General features: G+C 59.8%; 11 protein-coding genes and 1 pseudogene. 6 read left to right on the top strand and 6 right to left on the bottom strand.

Annotation, left to right across the window (positions count from 1 at the left end):
* Positions 1–1,369 precede the first annotated feature (1,369 nt).
* Complete coding sequence (locus tag MESAU_RS13875) at positions 1,370–2,491, top strand: extracellular catalytic domain type 1 short-chain-length polyhydroxyalkanoate depolymerase (RefSeq protein WP_015316650.1); 1,122 nt, start codon at positions 1,370–1,372, stop codon at positions 2,489–2,491.
* Between the two features lie 90 nt (positions 2,492–2,581).
* Here MESAU_RS13875 and lov read toward each other — a convergent pair whose 3' ends face one another.
* The 3 genes from lov to MESAU_RS31200 form a co-directional block, all read right to left on the bottom strand.
* Positions 2,582–3,685: a blue-light-activated histidine kinase gene (gene lov / locus MESAU_RS13870; RefSeq protein ID WP_015316649.1), complete on the bottom strand. Its 1,104-nt coding sequence runs from the start codon at positions 3,683–3,685 to the stop codon at positions 2,582–2,584.
* A gap of 320 nt (positions 3,686–4,005) precedes the next feature.
* The gene (locus MESAU_RS32390) at positions 4,006–4,212 is read right to left on the bottom strand and encodes a DUF2188 domain-containing protein (RefSeq protein WP_015316648.1); all 207 of its coding nucleotides are present in this window, start codon (positions 4,210–4,212) and stop codon (positions 4,006–4,008) included.
* 900 nt (positions 4,213–5,112) lie between these two features.
* Entirely contained in the window at positions 5,113–5,964 is an 852-nt protein-coding gene (locus tag MESAU_RS31200) for a hypothetical protein (RefSeq protein ID WP_157163643.1), read from the bottom strand.
* A gap of 794 nt (positions 5,965–6,758) precedes the next feature.
* Between MESAU_RS31200 and MESAU_RS13855 the strand changes: the two genes are divergently transcribed.
* From MESAU_RS13855 to MESAU_RS13845, 3 genes are all read left to right on the top strand, one after another.
* Positions 6,759–8,105 (top strand): family 1 glycosylhydrolase, encoded by a 1,347-nt coding sequence (locus MESAU_RS13855; protein ID WP_015316645.1) that lies wholly within the window; start codon positions 6,759–6,761, stop codon positions 8,103–8,105.
* Complete coding sequence (locus tag MESAU_RS13850) at positions 8,092–8,829, top strand: SDR family NAD(P)-dependent oxidoreductase (RefSeq protein WP_015316644.1); 738 nt, start codon at positions 8,092–8,094, stop codon at positions 8,827–8,829. The genes MESAU_RS13855 and MESAU_RS13850 overlap by 14 nt, the downstream gene beginning before the upstream one ends.
* A gap of 751 nt (positions 8,830–9,580) precedes the next feature.
* Positions 9,581–9,808, top strand: a complete 228-nt coding sequence (locus MESAU_RS13845) for a hypothetical protein (RefSeq protein WP_015316642.1) — start codon at positions 9,581–9,583, stop codon at positions 9,806–9,808.
* Between the two features lie 80 nt (positions 9,809–9,888).
* On the opposite strand, the pseudogene MESAU_RS31895 reads toward MESAU_RS13845, so the two are convergent.
* A pseudogene (locus tag MESAU_RS31895) lies at positions 9,889–10,297 on the bottom strand (IS5 family transposase); the annotation flags it as partial.
* 160 nt (positions 10,298–10,457) lie between these two features.
* On the opposite strand from MESAU_RS31895, the gene MESAU_RS30135 reads away from it, so the two are divergent.
* The gene (locus MESAU_RS30135; protein ID WP_015316641.1) at positions 10,458–11,318 is read left to right on the top strand and encodes a hypothetical protein; all 861 of its coding nucleotides are present in this window, start codon (positions 10,458–10,460) and stop codon (positions 11,316–11,318) included.
* 97 nt (positions 11,319–11,415) lie between these two features.
* Here the strand turns inward: MESAU_RS30135 and MESAU_RS13830 are convergent, their stop codons facing one another.
* Positions 11,416–12,159, bottom strand: a complete 744-nt coding sequence (locus tag MESAU_RS13830) for an MraY family glycosyltransferase (protein WP_245262980.1) — start codon at positions 12,157–12,159, stop codon at positions 11,416–11,418.
* A 32-nt stretch (positions 12,160–12,191) separates the two neighbouring features.
* A complete protein-coding gene (locus MESAU_RS13825; protein WP_015316639.1) occupies positions 12,192–13,205 on the bottom strand; it encodes an NAD-dependent epimerase/dehydratase family protein in 1,014 nt (337 codons plus the stop codon).
* A 374-nt stretch (positions 13,206–13,579) separates the two neighbouring features.
* Between MESAU_RS13825 and MESAU_RS13820 the strand changes: the two genes are divergently transcribed.
* The gene (locus tag MESAU_RS13820) at positions 13,580–15,595 is read left to right on the top strand and encodes an acyltransferase family protein (protein ID WP_051041286.1); all 2,016 of its coding nucleotides are present in this window, start codon (positions 13,580–13,582) and stop codon (positions 15,593–15,595) included.
* Positions 15,596–15,626: the final 31 nt, after the last annotated feature.

Here is a 15,626-nt window from a genome sequence, read left to right as displayed (position 1 = left end):
TCCTGTCCTGTGACGCCGACGGCCCTGCGGCCGCCGCCGGCTAGTTCATCATCCAGAATGAGCATATCGGTCTTGTAGTTCAGAAATGGGTGCGAAAAGTTCCTGCAAGCGCACCTCGTCCTACACAATCTTGATCTCATGACGGTTCTGTTTTCGCGAGAGCACGGCAGATCTCCGGGCTCCGCGCCTGCTCGGCAGCCCTGAGGCAACGCACAAACTGCCCTGCCCTGGCGAAGTCCTACCCTTCGCTCGCGGGTCTCTGCGAAGGGCAAGACCAGCTTTGATTTCCGCGAGCCGCTGTCTCACATGGTACTCAAATCACCCCGAGGCCGCGCACCCGAATCCTGCCAAAGTGCCAAAGTATTGGCCCGCGCCTTCCTGAGGAGTCGCGGGCCGACCAAGATTGGGTCTTTGGTCAGCGGCGGATTCTGATAGGGAATCGGCCGCCGTGGCTCAATTCGCTCCGCGCAGGAAAGTTCCGCAGGCCGCCAGCGGGCTTGATTGGCGGAATGCCACGGTCTTGTTTGTGTCAGCCGGTTGGTCACGATCATGGCCGGAGATGTCGTGCTCACAAGGCAGACAGGCGTGCAGGTTTGCTCAGAACGCGTCCCTCGTAAGTCTTCCTCACGGGCTGCAGCGGGGGGGGTCCTCAATGCGGAGAGAAACTGCGGGCGGGTGGCTGCGGTAGTCCGCAAGTGCTGGCATCGGCCGACGAGAGCTGACGGAGTGGGTCCCACGATGGGAAATAGAAATCATCCGCATGCGACCTCGAATGTGGAGAGCGGCCGATCTAGGATCCACCTGTTGCGGTCCGGGCTCACCGGTGCGGGCGATCCTCCGCGATAACGTTGTAGAGAACACAGCACGCCAACAACGAGACGACACCGCCCAGGAGATCATTCCCCGTGAGACCAGAAAAATAGACGAATTCAAAGGCTGACACGATCGTCCTCTCAATTGGAAATCCACCAAGTAGAACCGTTAGCAAGCTCTGATGTTCCGCTCCCGCGTGGCACTTCTGGCCGTCGTCCACGGCGAGACGGCATGCCCCGTGTCAACCCGTTTCGACTTGCTTCGACCGAAGCCGGAATCATTGCCGGCGCGGCAAAGCCGTTTTGGCGATCGTCGGACGGCGGCCTCGGCGCAATGTCTAGCCCGGATGATGGCCCGTTGAGGCAAAGTTGTCCGGACTTGTGGAAGGCCTGACGCAGCACGGTTTGAGAAAGGCGCGGGGCTTTTATCTCGCGGAGGCAGAGGCCCCCCACCACCCCATGCGGATCGTGGTTGCAAGCAATTATGCTGCACTGCAGCAACCAACCTGGAAACACGGCGTTCCGCTTGTTGGACCCGCCCGCCAAAGGATACCGACATGAGAAGTCTCGCCGATACCATTGCACGCTTGGCAGCTCGGCGAAAACAGATGGATGGCGTCTTGAATGGTCCTGACGAAAACGAGCGCATTTCCGAACTCCAGGTGTTCGGGTCAAACCCCGGAAAGTTGCGGGCCTGGACATACCGCCCCAAGGACCTTGCGGCGAAGGCCCCTCTGGTGATTGTCCTGCATGGCTGTACACAGTCGGCTGCATCCTATGACCGCGGCGCCGGCTGGTCGAGGACGGCAGATCGCATGGGCTTTGCCGTCCTCTTTCCAGAACAGCAGCGCAGCAACAATGCCAATCTTTGTTTCAACTGGTTTGTCCCGGCCGACACCCGACGGGGCTCCGGTGAGGCGCTTTCGATCCGCCAAATGATAGAGGCCGTGGTCACCGCTCACGACATCGACCGCACCAGGATTTTTATCACCGGACTCTCCGCCGGCGGGGCAATGGCCGCCGCTATGCTGGCGACTTACCCTGAAGTCTTTGCGGCCGGGGCCATCGTAGCCGGTCTACCCTATGGCAGCGCCAACAACCTGGCGGAGGCTTTCGACCGCATGCGAGGTCAAGGCGCCCCCACCGCAAGGCGATTGGCGACGACCGTCCAGCAAGCTTCCGGTCACTGCGGACCATGGCCGAAACTCTCCGTGTGGCATGGAAGCGCCGACACAACAGTCAGTCCGATCAACTCCGATCAGCTCGTCGGGCAGTGGCTCACATTGTTCGGGCAAAGTAGAGGGCAATGCGAGACACAGGTGCATCAGGGCTACCGCCGCGATGTCTGGAAGAACGCCGCAAATGAGGAAGTCATCGAGTCGTACCTGATCTCGGGCATGGCGCACGGGACACCCGTGGACTCCGCGGACGGATTGAGTCAGGCTGGATCCTTTATGATCGACACTGGCATATCGTCCACCTCGCTCATCTCCCGATTCTGGGGACTTGAAGATGCGGGCTCTGCGGGCCCCTCCCCAGATGCGCGTTTACCGGCAACGTCGGTTGGACACTCCCCTTTGGTGGTCGCGCACGCGCCCTTCGAACCACGCAGCGGTCCAACGGCTTTGCCTGGTCAGCATATCGAAAGCGCCCTTCGCGCTGCCGGCTTGATGAAATAGTTCACGGCCAGACTTGTTGATAAACGTTCGTCTAGCGGGGCCCGGCCTGCCATGTCGCTATGGGAAAATGGGCTGAGATCAACGAGCGTCTCAGGCACCCTTGGCTGTCGAAAGGGCAGCCGTGCCCGGGATGCTTATGTTGATTTTCAAACCGTCCGATGTCCAATCCCGCAGGATCTCACCCTGAAGCTGCTTCTGGACAATTGCATTGACCATGGTCGTTCCGAAGCCGGGCTCCCCTGGCGGAGATCCAGCTTTACGTCTGCCGCTTTCTTCCCACCGCAGGTAAAAGCCGCCATGATGGCCGGCCGCCTGCCAGCTGACCTGCAGCCGCCCCGTATCCTGGGCGAGAGCTCCATGGGTGGCGGCGTTGACGATCAATTCATGGGCGACGAGAGCCAGAGGTTGAACGACCACCGCTGGGATCAGAACTTCAGGACCAGTCATTGCTGTCCTGCCAGACGCGAAATGGGCGACCTGCCTGGAGACGATTTCGTCCAGCGGCACATCGCGCCAGCCGCGCTCGGCCAATAGGGCGTGCGCGACCGCCAAAGCCTGGACCCGGCGTTGAACGGCCGCTGCATAGAGCGGTGCACTGTCTGCCTTGCTCAGCCGAACGATACCATCGACAACCGCTAGAACGTTCTTTGCGCGATGATCGACCTCCATGAGGAGGCGGTGCTCCGACGCCTCCAGGCTCTGGATCATACGATGTTTGGTTACGTCGATCTGCGAGGCGAAGTAGTAGAGGAGGCCGCCTTCATCGTCCTTGATGGGGCTCAGATGGAGCTGGTTCCAGAACGGCGAACCGTCCTTGCGGAAGTTCAGTATCTCTACATTCGCCTCGCGTTGACGCTCTATCGCCGCTCGAATTTCCGCAACGGCCGTAGGCGATGTTCCCTCCCCTTGTAGGAAGCGGCAATTTCGACCCAGGACTTCATCGGATGTAAAGCCGGTCAGATCCAGGAAGGCCCTGTTGGCCAGCACGATGGGATTGTCAGCCTGCCGAGCATCGGTGATGACGATGGGCATGCGCGTGCGCTCGAACGCCGCCGACGCCAACTCCTTGCGATCCGCCCATGCGGTGGTGGCTGCCGCCGCCGGGGGATCGCCATGGAGGGCTGACGATGATTTGGCGTGGTCAGGCACTCTTTGCTCACTTGATAGAGGGCTCACTTGATAGAGGTCAGCCATAACGCCCGACTTCCTACAAGGTTTCCAATGTGATGTTTTCGAACCGGGCTGGTCACCGCAGTAAAGCCGCGCATCGGTTCTTCGAAATATTGGTTGAGACGAGGCACACGGCGCTTGTGCCGCAGCTGAATTGTGCAGCCTACCGGGCAGACCAAGCATCGCCGGCGTGTGTCAGGAGGATAGCTATGTTGGTCGACAGCTTGACCTATAGCTTCCCATCGAAGGTGAGCCGATCAAAAGGTCGCCACAAAGGCGCGGCCGCAAACACGAACAGATGAGCGCCAACGCGCAGCACAGCCGTCAGCGCAGGACGCTCCGACTCAATCAATGGGCCATTCCGTTCGCCACTTCCCGTCGACGCCTTGAACCAATACCTCGGCACCGTAGCCAGTGGCCGAGACACTGCTGGCTGCCTTGACAGCCGCACGCACGGCCTCCGTATACGCTGAATAGGGATAGTCCTTGCCGTCAAACCGGACCAGCCATTGGTCACCGGTCTTTGAAATGAAGTACCTGACATGCCCCATGGCCCGCCCCCGGTGGTCACTTAGAAATCACGATGTTCACTGGCTTTGCAACAAGCATCGCAAAATGCGGTAGTTCCCATTCAGCCGAACGGCGCGGCGTTCGAACGTGGCCAACCAGTTCTCATTTTATCGCCGTGACCCTGCCCGCCATGTCCAGTCGACAATCGACCTCGGCCTGCCGAACCTCGACGCCCCCTTGCCCTGCATAATCTATTTGCACCTTGATTGGTGCCGTGAGCGTACCCCCACGTCGATGCAACAACCCTGCGCTTAAGGCCCTGACGCGGACGGCGCCAAGCGGTGTGGCGGCGGATGTGATCGCGGAGCGGCAGGCTTGCACAACAGCAGCTGGTATACCGGGCTTCGATCTCAGGGGTCTCTGAGGCTTGACAGGATAGCCGTCGGTGAAGCGGCCTTCAGCAGATATGGATGGCTTAAGAATCGGTGGCAAGACAATCGATTGCTTACCACTCCTGGCGGCCGCAGCGGCGGTGGGCCCAGCCGTTCCTTCGGGTGTGGTGGCTGGACTGCCGCTGCCGGTAGGCGACCCGTCGTCGGCCGCCGGATCATCGCCCGTACCAATACTGGTCGAAACGCTTGCGCCTGCGTCGCCGACATTGCCGCTGGCACCAACGCCAACGCCGACTGCTCCCTTGCCCGCGCTAACCGAAGCTCCGACATGTGATCCCCCTGCATCGCCGACCCTCGCTCCCACCCCGACCGAAGCGCCTTGCGAACCGGCGTTTACTCCGGCGCCGACTCCGATTCCGCCGACGCTGGCGCCTACCCCTTTGTCGAGAGCGCAGGCAGGTCCGATTTCAATCCCGATCATCAGGGCGGCGGCGACGTACTGTTTCATTGCTATGTTGACCTCGGCATATATTCGGCTCCACGGTCTGTTCACTGGCGCGGGTCGAGCCCTTTCGGTGGTCGGGTCGGCAGCAATGCGAGGGGAAGAGAGAGCGGGGCCAAGACAGCAGCCTGTTTCTGTTTTTCTCGCGAGCCCGGTTTGCGCCTCGGTTCAACACCTGATCTGGGTGGTGCACGTGCAACCACACCTGCCGGCTTATGGATCATTCGCGAGTGCGCTGCAGCCGCAGGCCGGTTCCTGGTCGCGAGGTCGTCGATTGCCTCGCGCGCGGCACTCAGGCTCAGAGCCAGACCGGTCGCCCGTTCACGTTCTTCTTCCAGCGCCGCGCTTAACCCTACCGAGGTCCGGTTTGAAGCGTCGCGCTCCTTGCGAACGACGTCGAGGTCACGGGCAGCTGAATCGGCTCGGTTGCGTTCCAGCTCGAGCGCTTCTCCAGTTTGCCGTAGACCTGCTTCGGCCGCCTCACGGTTGTTATTGGCGTTGGCCAGCTCGACCGCGGCCGCATTTGCGGCTGTCTTGAGGGCCTCGATGGTTCGGTGAGCCGTTGTGAGCTCTTGTCCCAAGAGCTCAACCTTGTGCCGTTCGTCGTCAAGAGCTTGCGTCACCGCAGTCTCGGGGACGTCCTTGGAGGGCTGGGCTGCACCGGCGGCGGGCTTGTCACCGCCCCAGAGAGTGGCTTCGGCCCTGAAGCTTTCGATGGCCCGTTGCGCCGTCTGCAGATCGAGCGAAAGGGCTTCGTCCTTTCGCTGCTGCTCTTTTAGAGCTTGTGCTTGCTTGGCTAGCTCCGCTCGCGCGGCAGCCAATTCGCGTCGTAACATCTCCTGATTTTCGCCTGGCGGCGTTTGTGCCTCTGCGTCGGGTGCCTGTGCTTCGCTGGGCACCAGCTCTCCAACTGCGTGGGATCCGAATGCCCTTGCCGGTGCCTTGCCCGGCTCTTTGCCGACATCGACGTGTTCCGTAAATGCATCGGACGAACTGTCGCTGGCTGGGAGAGGCGCTGAGGCGTCAGGCGCCCGCTGACTGTGTGCGGGAGATGCGAACAGCAAAACAAGGCATAACGGAAAGAGGGTGACGATGGCCTCGGCCCGCCTTCCGCGCGTCTCGTGCGGCAAAAAAGAAGTCCATCGTCCAATCGAGCTGAACGCATCGAGGAGACAATTCGCCCTCGTGCTCTGCACATGACCCATCGCTGAACCTCGAGACTGCGGCCTCACCGCATTGCATCTCCACCTGTCGAAATTTCCGGTGCCGAGCAAAAGCGCGAAGCGAGCGAAACACCACCGCGCGCGCCAAAGCATCAGTTGGAACCTAACTGGTGGTTCCTCAGTTGCCATCATTCGATCGAACGGGAGATTGGTCCTATAAATGCCTGCCTCGCTTTGCATTCCCCTTGGCGCCCGTCCATCCAGGCGGAAAAATCAACGATCGCAATCCCACATCGCCTGGCGATCTCGTCGCGTGGATATGTGACGCAATCACCTTCGGCGGCAATCCGCTTCACCCGGGCTCGAACGGCAGGAACTGAACACGCAGGTCGCATATAGCTGGCGAGACCCGCCGTCCGTCCGGTACCGTAGTCGCGTATCGCCGAAAGTCGTGCTGACCTGCCGGCCCGGAACTGCGTTGCAAGCTGGACGTTACGAAATTGCTGCAGCTTGGCTGCTCAGGACCTTTGATGTTCAATTTCGTCTTTGCCACCGGCATTGAAAACAGCGCTCCCACGATCAATGGAGGACGGGAGCGGGTCGACGAAATGGAGAAATGTCGCTTCTACCAGCAATGGCGCACCGACTTCGAGCTGCTCCAGGAACTGGGTCTTCGCTTTCTCCGCTACGGGCCTCCAATTCACAAGACCTGGTTGGGCGACGGACACTATGACTGGACCTTCGCCGATGAGACCTTCGCTGACCTGAAGGCCAGGGATGTTCTTCCGATCGTCGACCTCTGCCATTTCGGCGTTCCAGACTGGGTGGGCAATTTCCAGAACCCGGATTTTCCGCGGCTGTTTGAACGTTACGCGCACGACTTCGCAACCCGCTTTCCTTGGATCCAGCTCTACACGCCGGTCAATGAGATGTTCATCTGCGCCACCTTTTCAGCGCGCTGGGGTTGGTGGAACGAGCAACTGAGCACCGATACGGCCTTCGTCACCGCCCTCAAGCATATCGTGAAGGGCAACGTGGTGGCGATGCGGGCAATCCTGCAAGTGAGGCCCGACGCTATCTTCATTCAAAGTGAATCCTCGGAATACTTCCACGCCGACTCCCCCGAGGCCATCGGCAAGGCGGAGCGCTTCAATAGCCAGCGTTTCCTATCGCTCGACCTCAATTACGGGCATGACGTCGACGCGCGCACTTATCGCTACCTGCTCGAAAACGGGATGACCGCGCAGGAGTACAGCTTTTTCCTGGAAAACCATTTGCGCAGGCATTGCGTGATGGGCACTGACTATTACCAGACCAACGAGCACCGGGTTTGGGCGGACGGAACCACGTCGGCTTCCGGCGAGGTGTTCGGCTATGACGAAATTACGCGCCAGTATTTCAACCGTTACCGCCTGCCTGTGATGCATACAGAGACAAACATCCGCGAAGGGCCGAACGGGGACGAAGCCGTTTACTGGTTGTGGAAAGAGTGGGCCAACGTCCTTAGGATCCGCAACGATGGTATACCTATCGTGGGCTTCACTTGGTACTCGCTGACCGATCAGGTGGACTGGGATAGCGCCCTGCGAGAGAACAACGGAAGGGTCAATGCGGTCGGCCTCTATGATCTGGACCGCAACCCCAGGGCGGTGGGAACCGCATACAAGGCGCTCATCGCCAACTGGAACAAGCTGCTCGCCACCCAAAGTGTCTGCCTCGCTTTGCCCGTCTTTTTGCCGTCCGAGCAGGACGACCCAAGTGTTCGCGCGCAGCAGGACTATGCGCGGGGCCTTTTGCATGTGGACCGGATCGCCGAAGCTGGGGCCGAACCGCTGGAACCCTCCAAGGACAAGGTGAAACCCGATGCGCCTGGCTGACAAGAGCGCGATTGTGACTGGCGCCGCAAGCGGCATTGGGCTGGCCATCGCGACCCGCTTAGGCGCCGAAGGCGCCCGGGTTATCATCGCCGACCTGGATGGAGGCAGTGCGCAGGCGGCCGCACAGGCAGTCCGAAAAGCCGGCGCGCCGGACACCGCCGTCTCGGTTTGCGACGTTTCAGACGAGATTGCCGTCGGGCAGTGCTGTCAACTGGCCCTCGCGCGATTTGGCAGGTTGGACATCGTCGTCAACAACGCCGGCCTGATAATGTTCAAGCCCATCGAGGCGTTCACCAGCGCCGACTGGCTGAAGGTGCTGAGTGTGGACTTGCTGGGGGCAGTCCATTTCACGCGTGAGGCATTCGCGCACATGACCCATGGCGGGTCGATTGTGAACATCTCGAGCGTGCACGCGCTTGAAACGACGCCGCATGTTGCCCCTTACGCAGCGGCGAAAGCGGCGCTACTGTCGCTCACCCGGTCCACGGCGATTGAAGGCCGGGCGCGTGGCATACGCGCCAATGCCATCCTGCCTGGGGCCATCGACACACCGATGCTTTGGGAAAATCCAAACATCAAGTCAGGCGTCGAATCCATCAGCCCGGAAGATGTCGGCAAGCCGGAGCAGATTGCCGCAGCCGCCGCTTTTCTCGCTTCAGACGACGCCGCCTTTGTCAACGGCGCGGCGCTCAACGTGGATGGCGGCCGGTTGGCGCGGCTCTAGACGTGCAAGCGGTATTGCTGCGGCACTGCGAGGCCAGGTCGCGCATGGATCACCCGCACCGGCGTCGACGGCGCGCGCGTCGGCAGGGAACGATTTCCCAGGCTCGGGGGCTCGAAGACAATCACATTGTCACTGGTTCGGCTGGAGAAAGGCTCGACAATGTATCATCCAAGCTGGGCGGCCAAGTCGCTCTACCGCGCCAGCGCTCTGACAGGCATGCACCGATAGCGGCAGCGATGCGGACCAATGCCACGAGGAGATCACGTGAGGGGCGACGAGCGGCGTCTATGAAGACGAGCGGGCTCCAGCCGCCGGCCGCGAATGCCCTGATTGGGAGCGTCGGGCCGACCAGACTGAACCCGGCCAAAGGCAGCCGTGGTGCAGCTTGAGGCGACCGATCTCGGCCAAGACCATCGACATCCAGCCCATCCAGCTTGGCTTGGCGCAGATACGTTCAACACGCCCGCTGTTGCGCCAATAATTTGGGACGGCGACTGGCCGAGAGACGACGCTCAGTCGCAGAGTTACCAGCCCATCAGGTGGCGCAAACCCACGATCGGGAGGTAGACTGTCCAGACAAGGCACGCCGCAATAGCTATAAACATGCCTGCTGCCGGCGCCCACGTGTCCCACTTCCTGTGGAAACTCGTCAACAGGGCGGCCAATGCATCTTCCATTTGCAGTCCTCCCAATGTCGGCGGAGTAATATCGACTTCGTACTTCGTGACACGATTCGCAGGGGCGGAGCTAAATGAAAGGCAAAACTGCGGTGCTCGCAATCGCTTTGTGCGGTGGCATCGCGGGTATGGCATATTCCAGCGGGCACCGGGCCGGCAGAATATCGCAGTTGAAAAATATTGTCGCTGCCTACCACAGGCGTATGGGGATTGAAGAGGGCGACGATCGCCTTGGGCGGGTCGACTTATGTCAGGAAATCGGCGGACTGCATGAAGAATGCACAGAACTGGCCGGCAACTAGTATTCACACTGCCATCCCTCGCAAGGCGTTCGCACGGCGAGCAGCATGGCACGCTCGGGCAAATCCCTGATCAAGTCGACTGCGGAGGCAGTGTCGCACTTCCGGCCTGCCGTCAGCGCATCTTGATCCGCTTGGGCGTCGACAAGATCATGGATTTTGGTTGCCAGCCCGGCTCGAGAACGACCAAGACAATAATCTCGACCCCCATTTGCCGTCGCGCCCTGCTGATGGACGCGAACAATGAGGTGTCGATCATCTGGACCTCCGCGTCATGTGCTTTGGCAATGCGGCCACGAGGCGGTCCCACACATCTGCTTTTTGCGATCGGACAAAGTGGTTGTGGCAGGTGGTGCACGCGCCGTATCACTCTGGCAGATCGCGCCATGGCGCACCGGATCGCAGCATCCAGAAGAGGCCGCTGAGCTCCCGCCGGTCATCGACGCGCGGCACTCGTCGCAGGTTGTTGGGCAACTTCGGCTCGATCACGATCCATTCGAAATCGGTCCGATCATATCCGGGTCATGCTGAGGCGAATCGGATTTCGCGGCAATATGAAAGCCGCTAGTCGGAAACGACCCACTGCAGTCGTTGCGACAATTCAGTGACGACAGCTAACTCTTCCGCAATCGGCATCATGTAGAGGCGAAGAATGACGCGACGTTCCTTGTCTTCGTTCGTTTTTCTCGCTTGCCTCGTGATGCTTGGCGCCATCTTGGAATCGTGCTCGCCCTCGCCAAAACATGTCTCGGATGCTGACATCGATTTTCTCGCGTCCGATGCTCATGTCGTTGTCGGCGGCGTGCCTCTCGTCTTGCCCTTTATTTCGCTCACCGGTTATGTCGCCGCGAAACCGTCATTCTCGCTAAACAGACAGCAAGATCGCCACGCGGCGACAGATCGCTTGGAGGCGTTTCGCAAGGCTGCCACCAACCCCCAAGGCGCGGCGAAGATCGATCAGCTTGAGATTGAGGTATATGCGTATGGATGGAATGACCTCGACCCGCAGCCGTTCAAAAGGATCTGTGCTCGGCTTAGCCGGCAATGGTCCAAGTCCGTTTGCGATGACCCATGGGCGGCGCTTAAGCAGGCGATGCCGGAAAATCGCTTTTATGTCGTCGACGACAGGAAATTTGATGCGTTCGACAACCATTTCACCGTTGGCGGTGAACGCGTCTCCGACCAACTTCATTCGATGCAACTGAGGGTTAACGAAGCTTCTGTCGTTTGTGATCGGAACCTCAAGCCTTCTAAAACCAATTTTTGCACGGCAGCAATACCAATCAAACAGCATCTTGCCGCGGTATTGACGGTTTGGGATAGCACTGGTGAGACGCGTTCTCGGCAAGCTGAGCGTGAAGGCAAAGCCATCACCGCATTTGTGCGCCACGCTATCGGACCGTCCGAGGAGTTCCCGGCTCTTTTCGCCGTAGTATGCGAACTGAAGAAAGCGAAGAGCAGTGTCGGGCCGGGTGGCAACCCTTGCGGTAGTCCTATTTCAAAATCGCGCTAAGTCCGTTTCGACCCCATCTCTCGGGCAATCCGGGTTTATGAGTTCACAGCCAAGTTGTCTCATTGCCAGCATCGCGAATACAAAAGCGGCCTACTGATCAACCGCAGCAGAAAATAAGCCCTGCCGTCAACGCCGCCGCCCCATAAATAGCAGGCAAAACCTGACGGTTCACACCAAGCCGAATCAACGTGTGACCGAGGTGATCGGTGCCGCCGATCCAGGGCCTCCGCCCCTGTAGCAAGCGTCGAGTTGTTACGAATATCGCGTCAATCAGCGGGACGGCAATCCACGCCAACGAGGCGTCAAAACCTCTTGTCGAAGCAAGAAGCACGACTGCCGCCCCGAGGAGAAGACTGCCGCTGTCCCCCATGAACAAGCGGGCGGGCGGATAGTTGAAGCAAAGGAACCCGAGGCAAGCCCCCGCGCCGGCCATGCCGATATCGCCGCCCAGGCCGAGGAAGGAGGCCGTGGTTGCACTCGCTGCAAGCCCATCGGCATGGTCGAGCATGTTTACGGCGTTGCAAGCTATCCAAATGACGATCGGCACCCACCACAGACCTGTGACAATGCCAGCCAAAATAGCGGCCCCAGCCAACGCCGCCGCCTTTGCCCCGGCCGAAAGGGATCGTACGTCATCCAGCGCGCCGATCAGGCAGAAAACAGCCAGCAGAAGAATATGCTCGAACGGAAGCCACGGAGACATCGCGATCAGTATGGCAGGCCCTGCCAGTCGGGGAACCTCGCCTGCTGTGTGCCACCGATCGCTCTTGACCGTCGCGACCGCTCCGATGCGTTTCGCCAGACGCGCAAACGGGCAGACACAAGCAGCCGATATGAGCAAGGCCCCAATGAACGGGAGCAATGGACCAGGTGTCAAGCCATTGCTCGCTCGGCACGCATGTGCTCGATGCAATCGGCCACCGTCTGTTTGGTGCTTCGCAGTGCTCGCCATCCGGTCATGGTGGTCAATAGACTTGTGTCAGGCACTCGGTCGTGCGTTACGGCAAACCGCTCACCAAAGACCGCACTGGAAGGTTTCATTACAATGGGCGCATTCGTCTTGGTGGCGTCAACCACCATCCTTGCAAGATTCCCAATCTGAACCGCCTCGCTGCCGCCCAAGTTGACTGGGCGGCCTTGCAACGACCGACACTGCATCACAAGAAGCAACCCCTCCGCGGCATCGGCTACGTGAAGAAACGCACGCCTCTGCTCGCCGTCGTCGTGAACCACGAGGGGTCGGCCCTGCAACGCTGCGTTGACAAACATTGGCAATACGAGGCCGGTCGCAGAGCGCTGGCGCGGTCCGGCCATGTTAAACGGCCGAACGATCCAAGTAGGAATGCCCAACTCAAAAAACAGTCCAGCAACCAGATGCTCGACAGCTGCCTTGGCGGCGGCGTAGCCCCATCGCGGTCGAAGATCCGTCATAACTGGATCCGACTCTGTGATTGGCCGGTCCCGGCCGGAGCCGTAAACTTCCGAACTCGATGTATAAAGAAGGGGACGCCTGTGCAGCCGGCATGCTTCAACGATTGAACAGCCCGATTCGAGAATGCCGCTGGTGACGGCGAAGCGTTCCTTGTGAGCGCGCTCAACGCCAATCGGACTGGCCAGATGGAACACGGCATCGGCCGAGCCAACTTCATCCCGGATCGCCGCATGGTAAGCCGGATCGCCAACCCTGAAGGTACGGATCGTCAGCCGAGGGTGACCAGCGGGGAGATTGCCAAGCAAGCCGTTCGAGAGATCATCGACAACGGTCACGCTGCAACTGCGCGTCAGCAACATATCGACGAGTGCCGACCCTACGAAGCCTGCGCCGCCAGTAACCAACAGATGCGTTTGCGGGCCGAATTCAACCGTGTCCGCGCTATGGTTGTCCACAGTTGCCATCCTCCAGAACAACCCGCGGCCTCGCAACGCACGGGACAGTCTTTCTATACATTCATGGACAAGGTGAACAACCCGTTTCTCTCAAGCAAGGGAGTTCTCGCCGCCCGCGATATTGTCCACGAACGAGGACCTATCCGAAATTCTGCGTCCGACGACCGTGGTCAAGGAGGCCGAACTGATTCCGGCAGATGCGTTCCCATGTTAGGTTTTCGTCGTTCTAGCGCGAAACAAATTGTGGGAGTATCCCCACGTTTCTCAAAATGCGACTTGTAAGTCGAACCGCGAGTGTCGTCACTGTGTACGTTCGGTCATCGACTCATATCGCGCGAATAGGCTATGAGGCCGCGGGATATTCGGGGGGAGCTTTGAAGCTCGACTATCGGCCTGACATCGATGGATTGCGCGCAATCGCAGTGATCGCCGTCATTCTTTTCCATTTCAGTGTGCCCGGTTTGCCGGGAGGGTTCGTCGGCGTCGATATCTTCTTTGTTATTTCTGGCTACTTGATCACGCGCCTTTTGGTGGGCCAAGGCCATGGGCTGTCACTGAGGGCATTCTACGCCGGGCGCATGCGCCGCATTCTGCCGCCCATGCTGGTAACGATCTGCTTCTCGCTCGTGGCGGGGTGGTTTTTGTTGCTCCCTGGAGATTATGCCGGCTTAGGACACAGTGCAGCATATTCTACGGTCGGGCTGGGCAATTACTACTTTCTCTGGAACACGGGCTATTTCGACCGGGAGTCGACGCTTCTGCCCCTCCTCCATCTCTGGTCACTTGGAGTCGAAGAGCAGTTCTACCTAGTATGGCCCGTTTTGCTCCTGGTTGCGAACCGGTTAGCACGTGGCACCCCTCTGCCGATCATCTCGCTGATTTGTGTCGTCGCACTGATCAGCTTGTCGATCAGCCTGCATCTGGTGGCAATCGATCCGAAACAGGCATTTTATGTTCCATTCAGCCGAGCTTGGGAACTGGCTCTCGGTGGCCTGCTGGTCTTTGCGGCGCCTATTCGCGGCCGAGGCGCTTCCGAACTTTGCGCACTGGCCGGGATTTGCCTGATCGCCGCGAGTGCTATCTGGCTGTCGCCGAGCCAACCGTTCCCCGGCCTGAACGCTCTCGCGCCCGTGATCGGCGCTGTCCTGCTCATTTGGCCGCGTTCGCAGTCAATGATCTCGGCACTGCTTGCGAGCGCTCCGTTGCGGACCACGGGCAAAATTTCTTATAGCCTTTATCTCTGGCACTGGCCGATGCTTGTCTTTTTTCGTCACTATGCAGGGAACGCAATGCCGAGCGCGGCCGAGGCGTCCATCCTTGTCGCTGCAGCATGGCTGGCGGCATATCTATCCTGGCGCCTCGTCGAGCAACCCCTTCGCCGTCTGCGGACGCCTCCATCGTGGGCATTCGCCGCCGGTGGTGCCGCCGCGATGATTGTTTGCCTAAGCGGCAACGCGATCTTCAAAGCCGGCGGTTTCACCAGCAGGATTTCGAAGGAAGCCGAGGCAATGCGCAGCCTCGATGTGATGTGGGGCTGGCCGTGTCCGCAGACGGTCAGCATCCCTGAACTGGGCAGCACCTTCTGCACCTTCGGAGCGCGGTGGGACAAAGCTTCACGCCACGCCATGCTGTGGGGCGACAGCCATGCAGAGCATCTTGCCCCACTGTTCGATATGGTGGGTCAAAGGGAGAATACCGCTTTCTTCCTTTTTCATGACTGCCCGGCCGCTTTCGGAGAAGGTGTCCATCGCCAGTTCCCGGAACTGCCCCTGTACCGGGAAAGCTGCGCATCGTCTCGTAAAGCGGTGGTCAGCATGCTGAGGCAGCGCAGAGACTTGGATCTCGTGGTGCTGTCCGCAGCCTGGACAAGCCTTGGCTACACAGACGTCGTCGCTGATGATGGGCGCCAGGCAGATAAAGTCCTGTTGTTGCGCGATGGCTTGCGCAGCCTCGTCAAGGAAATCAAAAGCCCAGATCGGCGCGTTGAAATCATCGGACAGGTGCCAGGACCCGGCGTGGATCTGACTTCCTGTGCCGCGATGCGTGAAAGCACGATATTGAGACGTTGCTCGACCACCATGGACAGCGAGCAAATCCTGCGGGTGTGGTCGCCAATGGTGACTGCGCTGGGATCGCTTGCGAATGAAAATGGGGTGTTCTTTGTCGATCCGCTTAAAGGGATGTGTCCGAACAGGCAGTGCGCCTCCTACGTCAACGGCGAGTTCATCTACCGCGACGGATCTCATCTGCGCAGAAACTTGAGGACGGAGACCGACGACGTGCTTGCACGCAGGATGGGCCTCTATTCTGTTTTTGCCACTGGCCTAGAGCAAAACCAGCTATCGGCTGCGGATACCGCGTCGCCGCACACGTCCAGCAAGAGCAACTGAGCCCGATGCCGCGTGGCAAAGCCGCATCTTC

It is taken from the genome of Mesorhizobium australicum WSM2073 (genome assembly GCF_000230995.2).
Classification (GTDB): Bacteria; Pseudomonadota; Alphaproteobacteria; order Rhizobiales; family Rhizobiaceae; genus Mesorhizobium; species Mesorhizobium australicum.
This window is presented reverse-complemented; position numbering and strand designations above follow the sequence as displayed.

Bases quoted from the DNA above. Each gene is read 5' to 3' on its own strand.
- MESAU_RS13875 (WP_015316650.1), top strand. From the start codon at position 1,370: ATGAGAAGTCTCGCCGATACCATTGCACGCTTGGCAGCTCGGCGAAAA.
- lov (WP_015316649.1), bottom strand. From the start codon at position 3,685: ATGGCTGACCTCTATCAAGTGAGCCCTCTATCAAGTGAGCAAAGAGTG.
- MESAU_RS13845 (WP_015316642.1), top strand. From the start codon at position 9,581: ATGAAAGGCAAAACTGCGGTGCTCGCAATCGCTTTGTGCGGTGGCATC.
- MESAU_RS13850 (WP_015316644.1), top strand. From the start codon at position 8,092: ATGCGCCTGGCTGACAAGAGCGCGATTGTGACTGGCGCCGCAAGCGGC.
- MESAU_RS13855 (WP_015316645.1), top strand. From the start codon at position 6,759: ATGTTCAATTTCGTCTTTGCCACCGGCATTGAAAACAGCGCTCCCACG.
- MESAU_RS32390 (WP_015316648.1), bottom strand. From the start codon at position 4,212: ATGGGGCATGTCAGGTACTTCATTTCAAAGACCGGTGACCAATGGCTG.
- MESAU_RS30135 (WP_015316641.1), top strand. From the start codon at position 10,458: ATGACGCGACGTTCCTTGTCTTCGTTCGTTTTTCTCGCTTGCCTCGTG.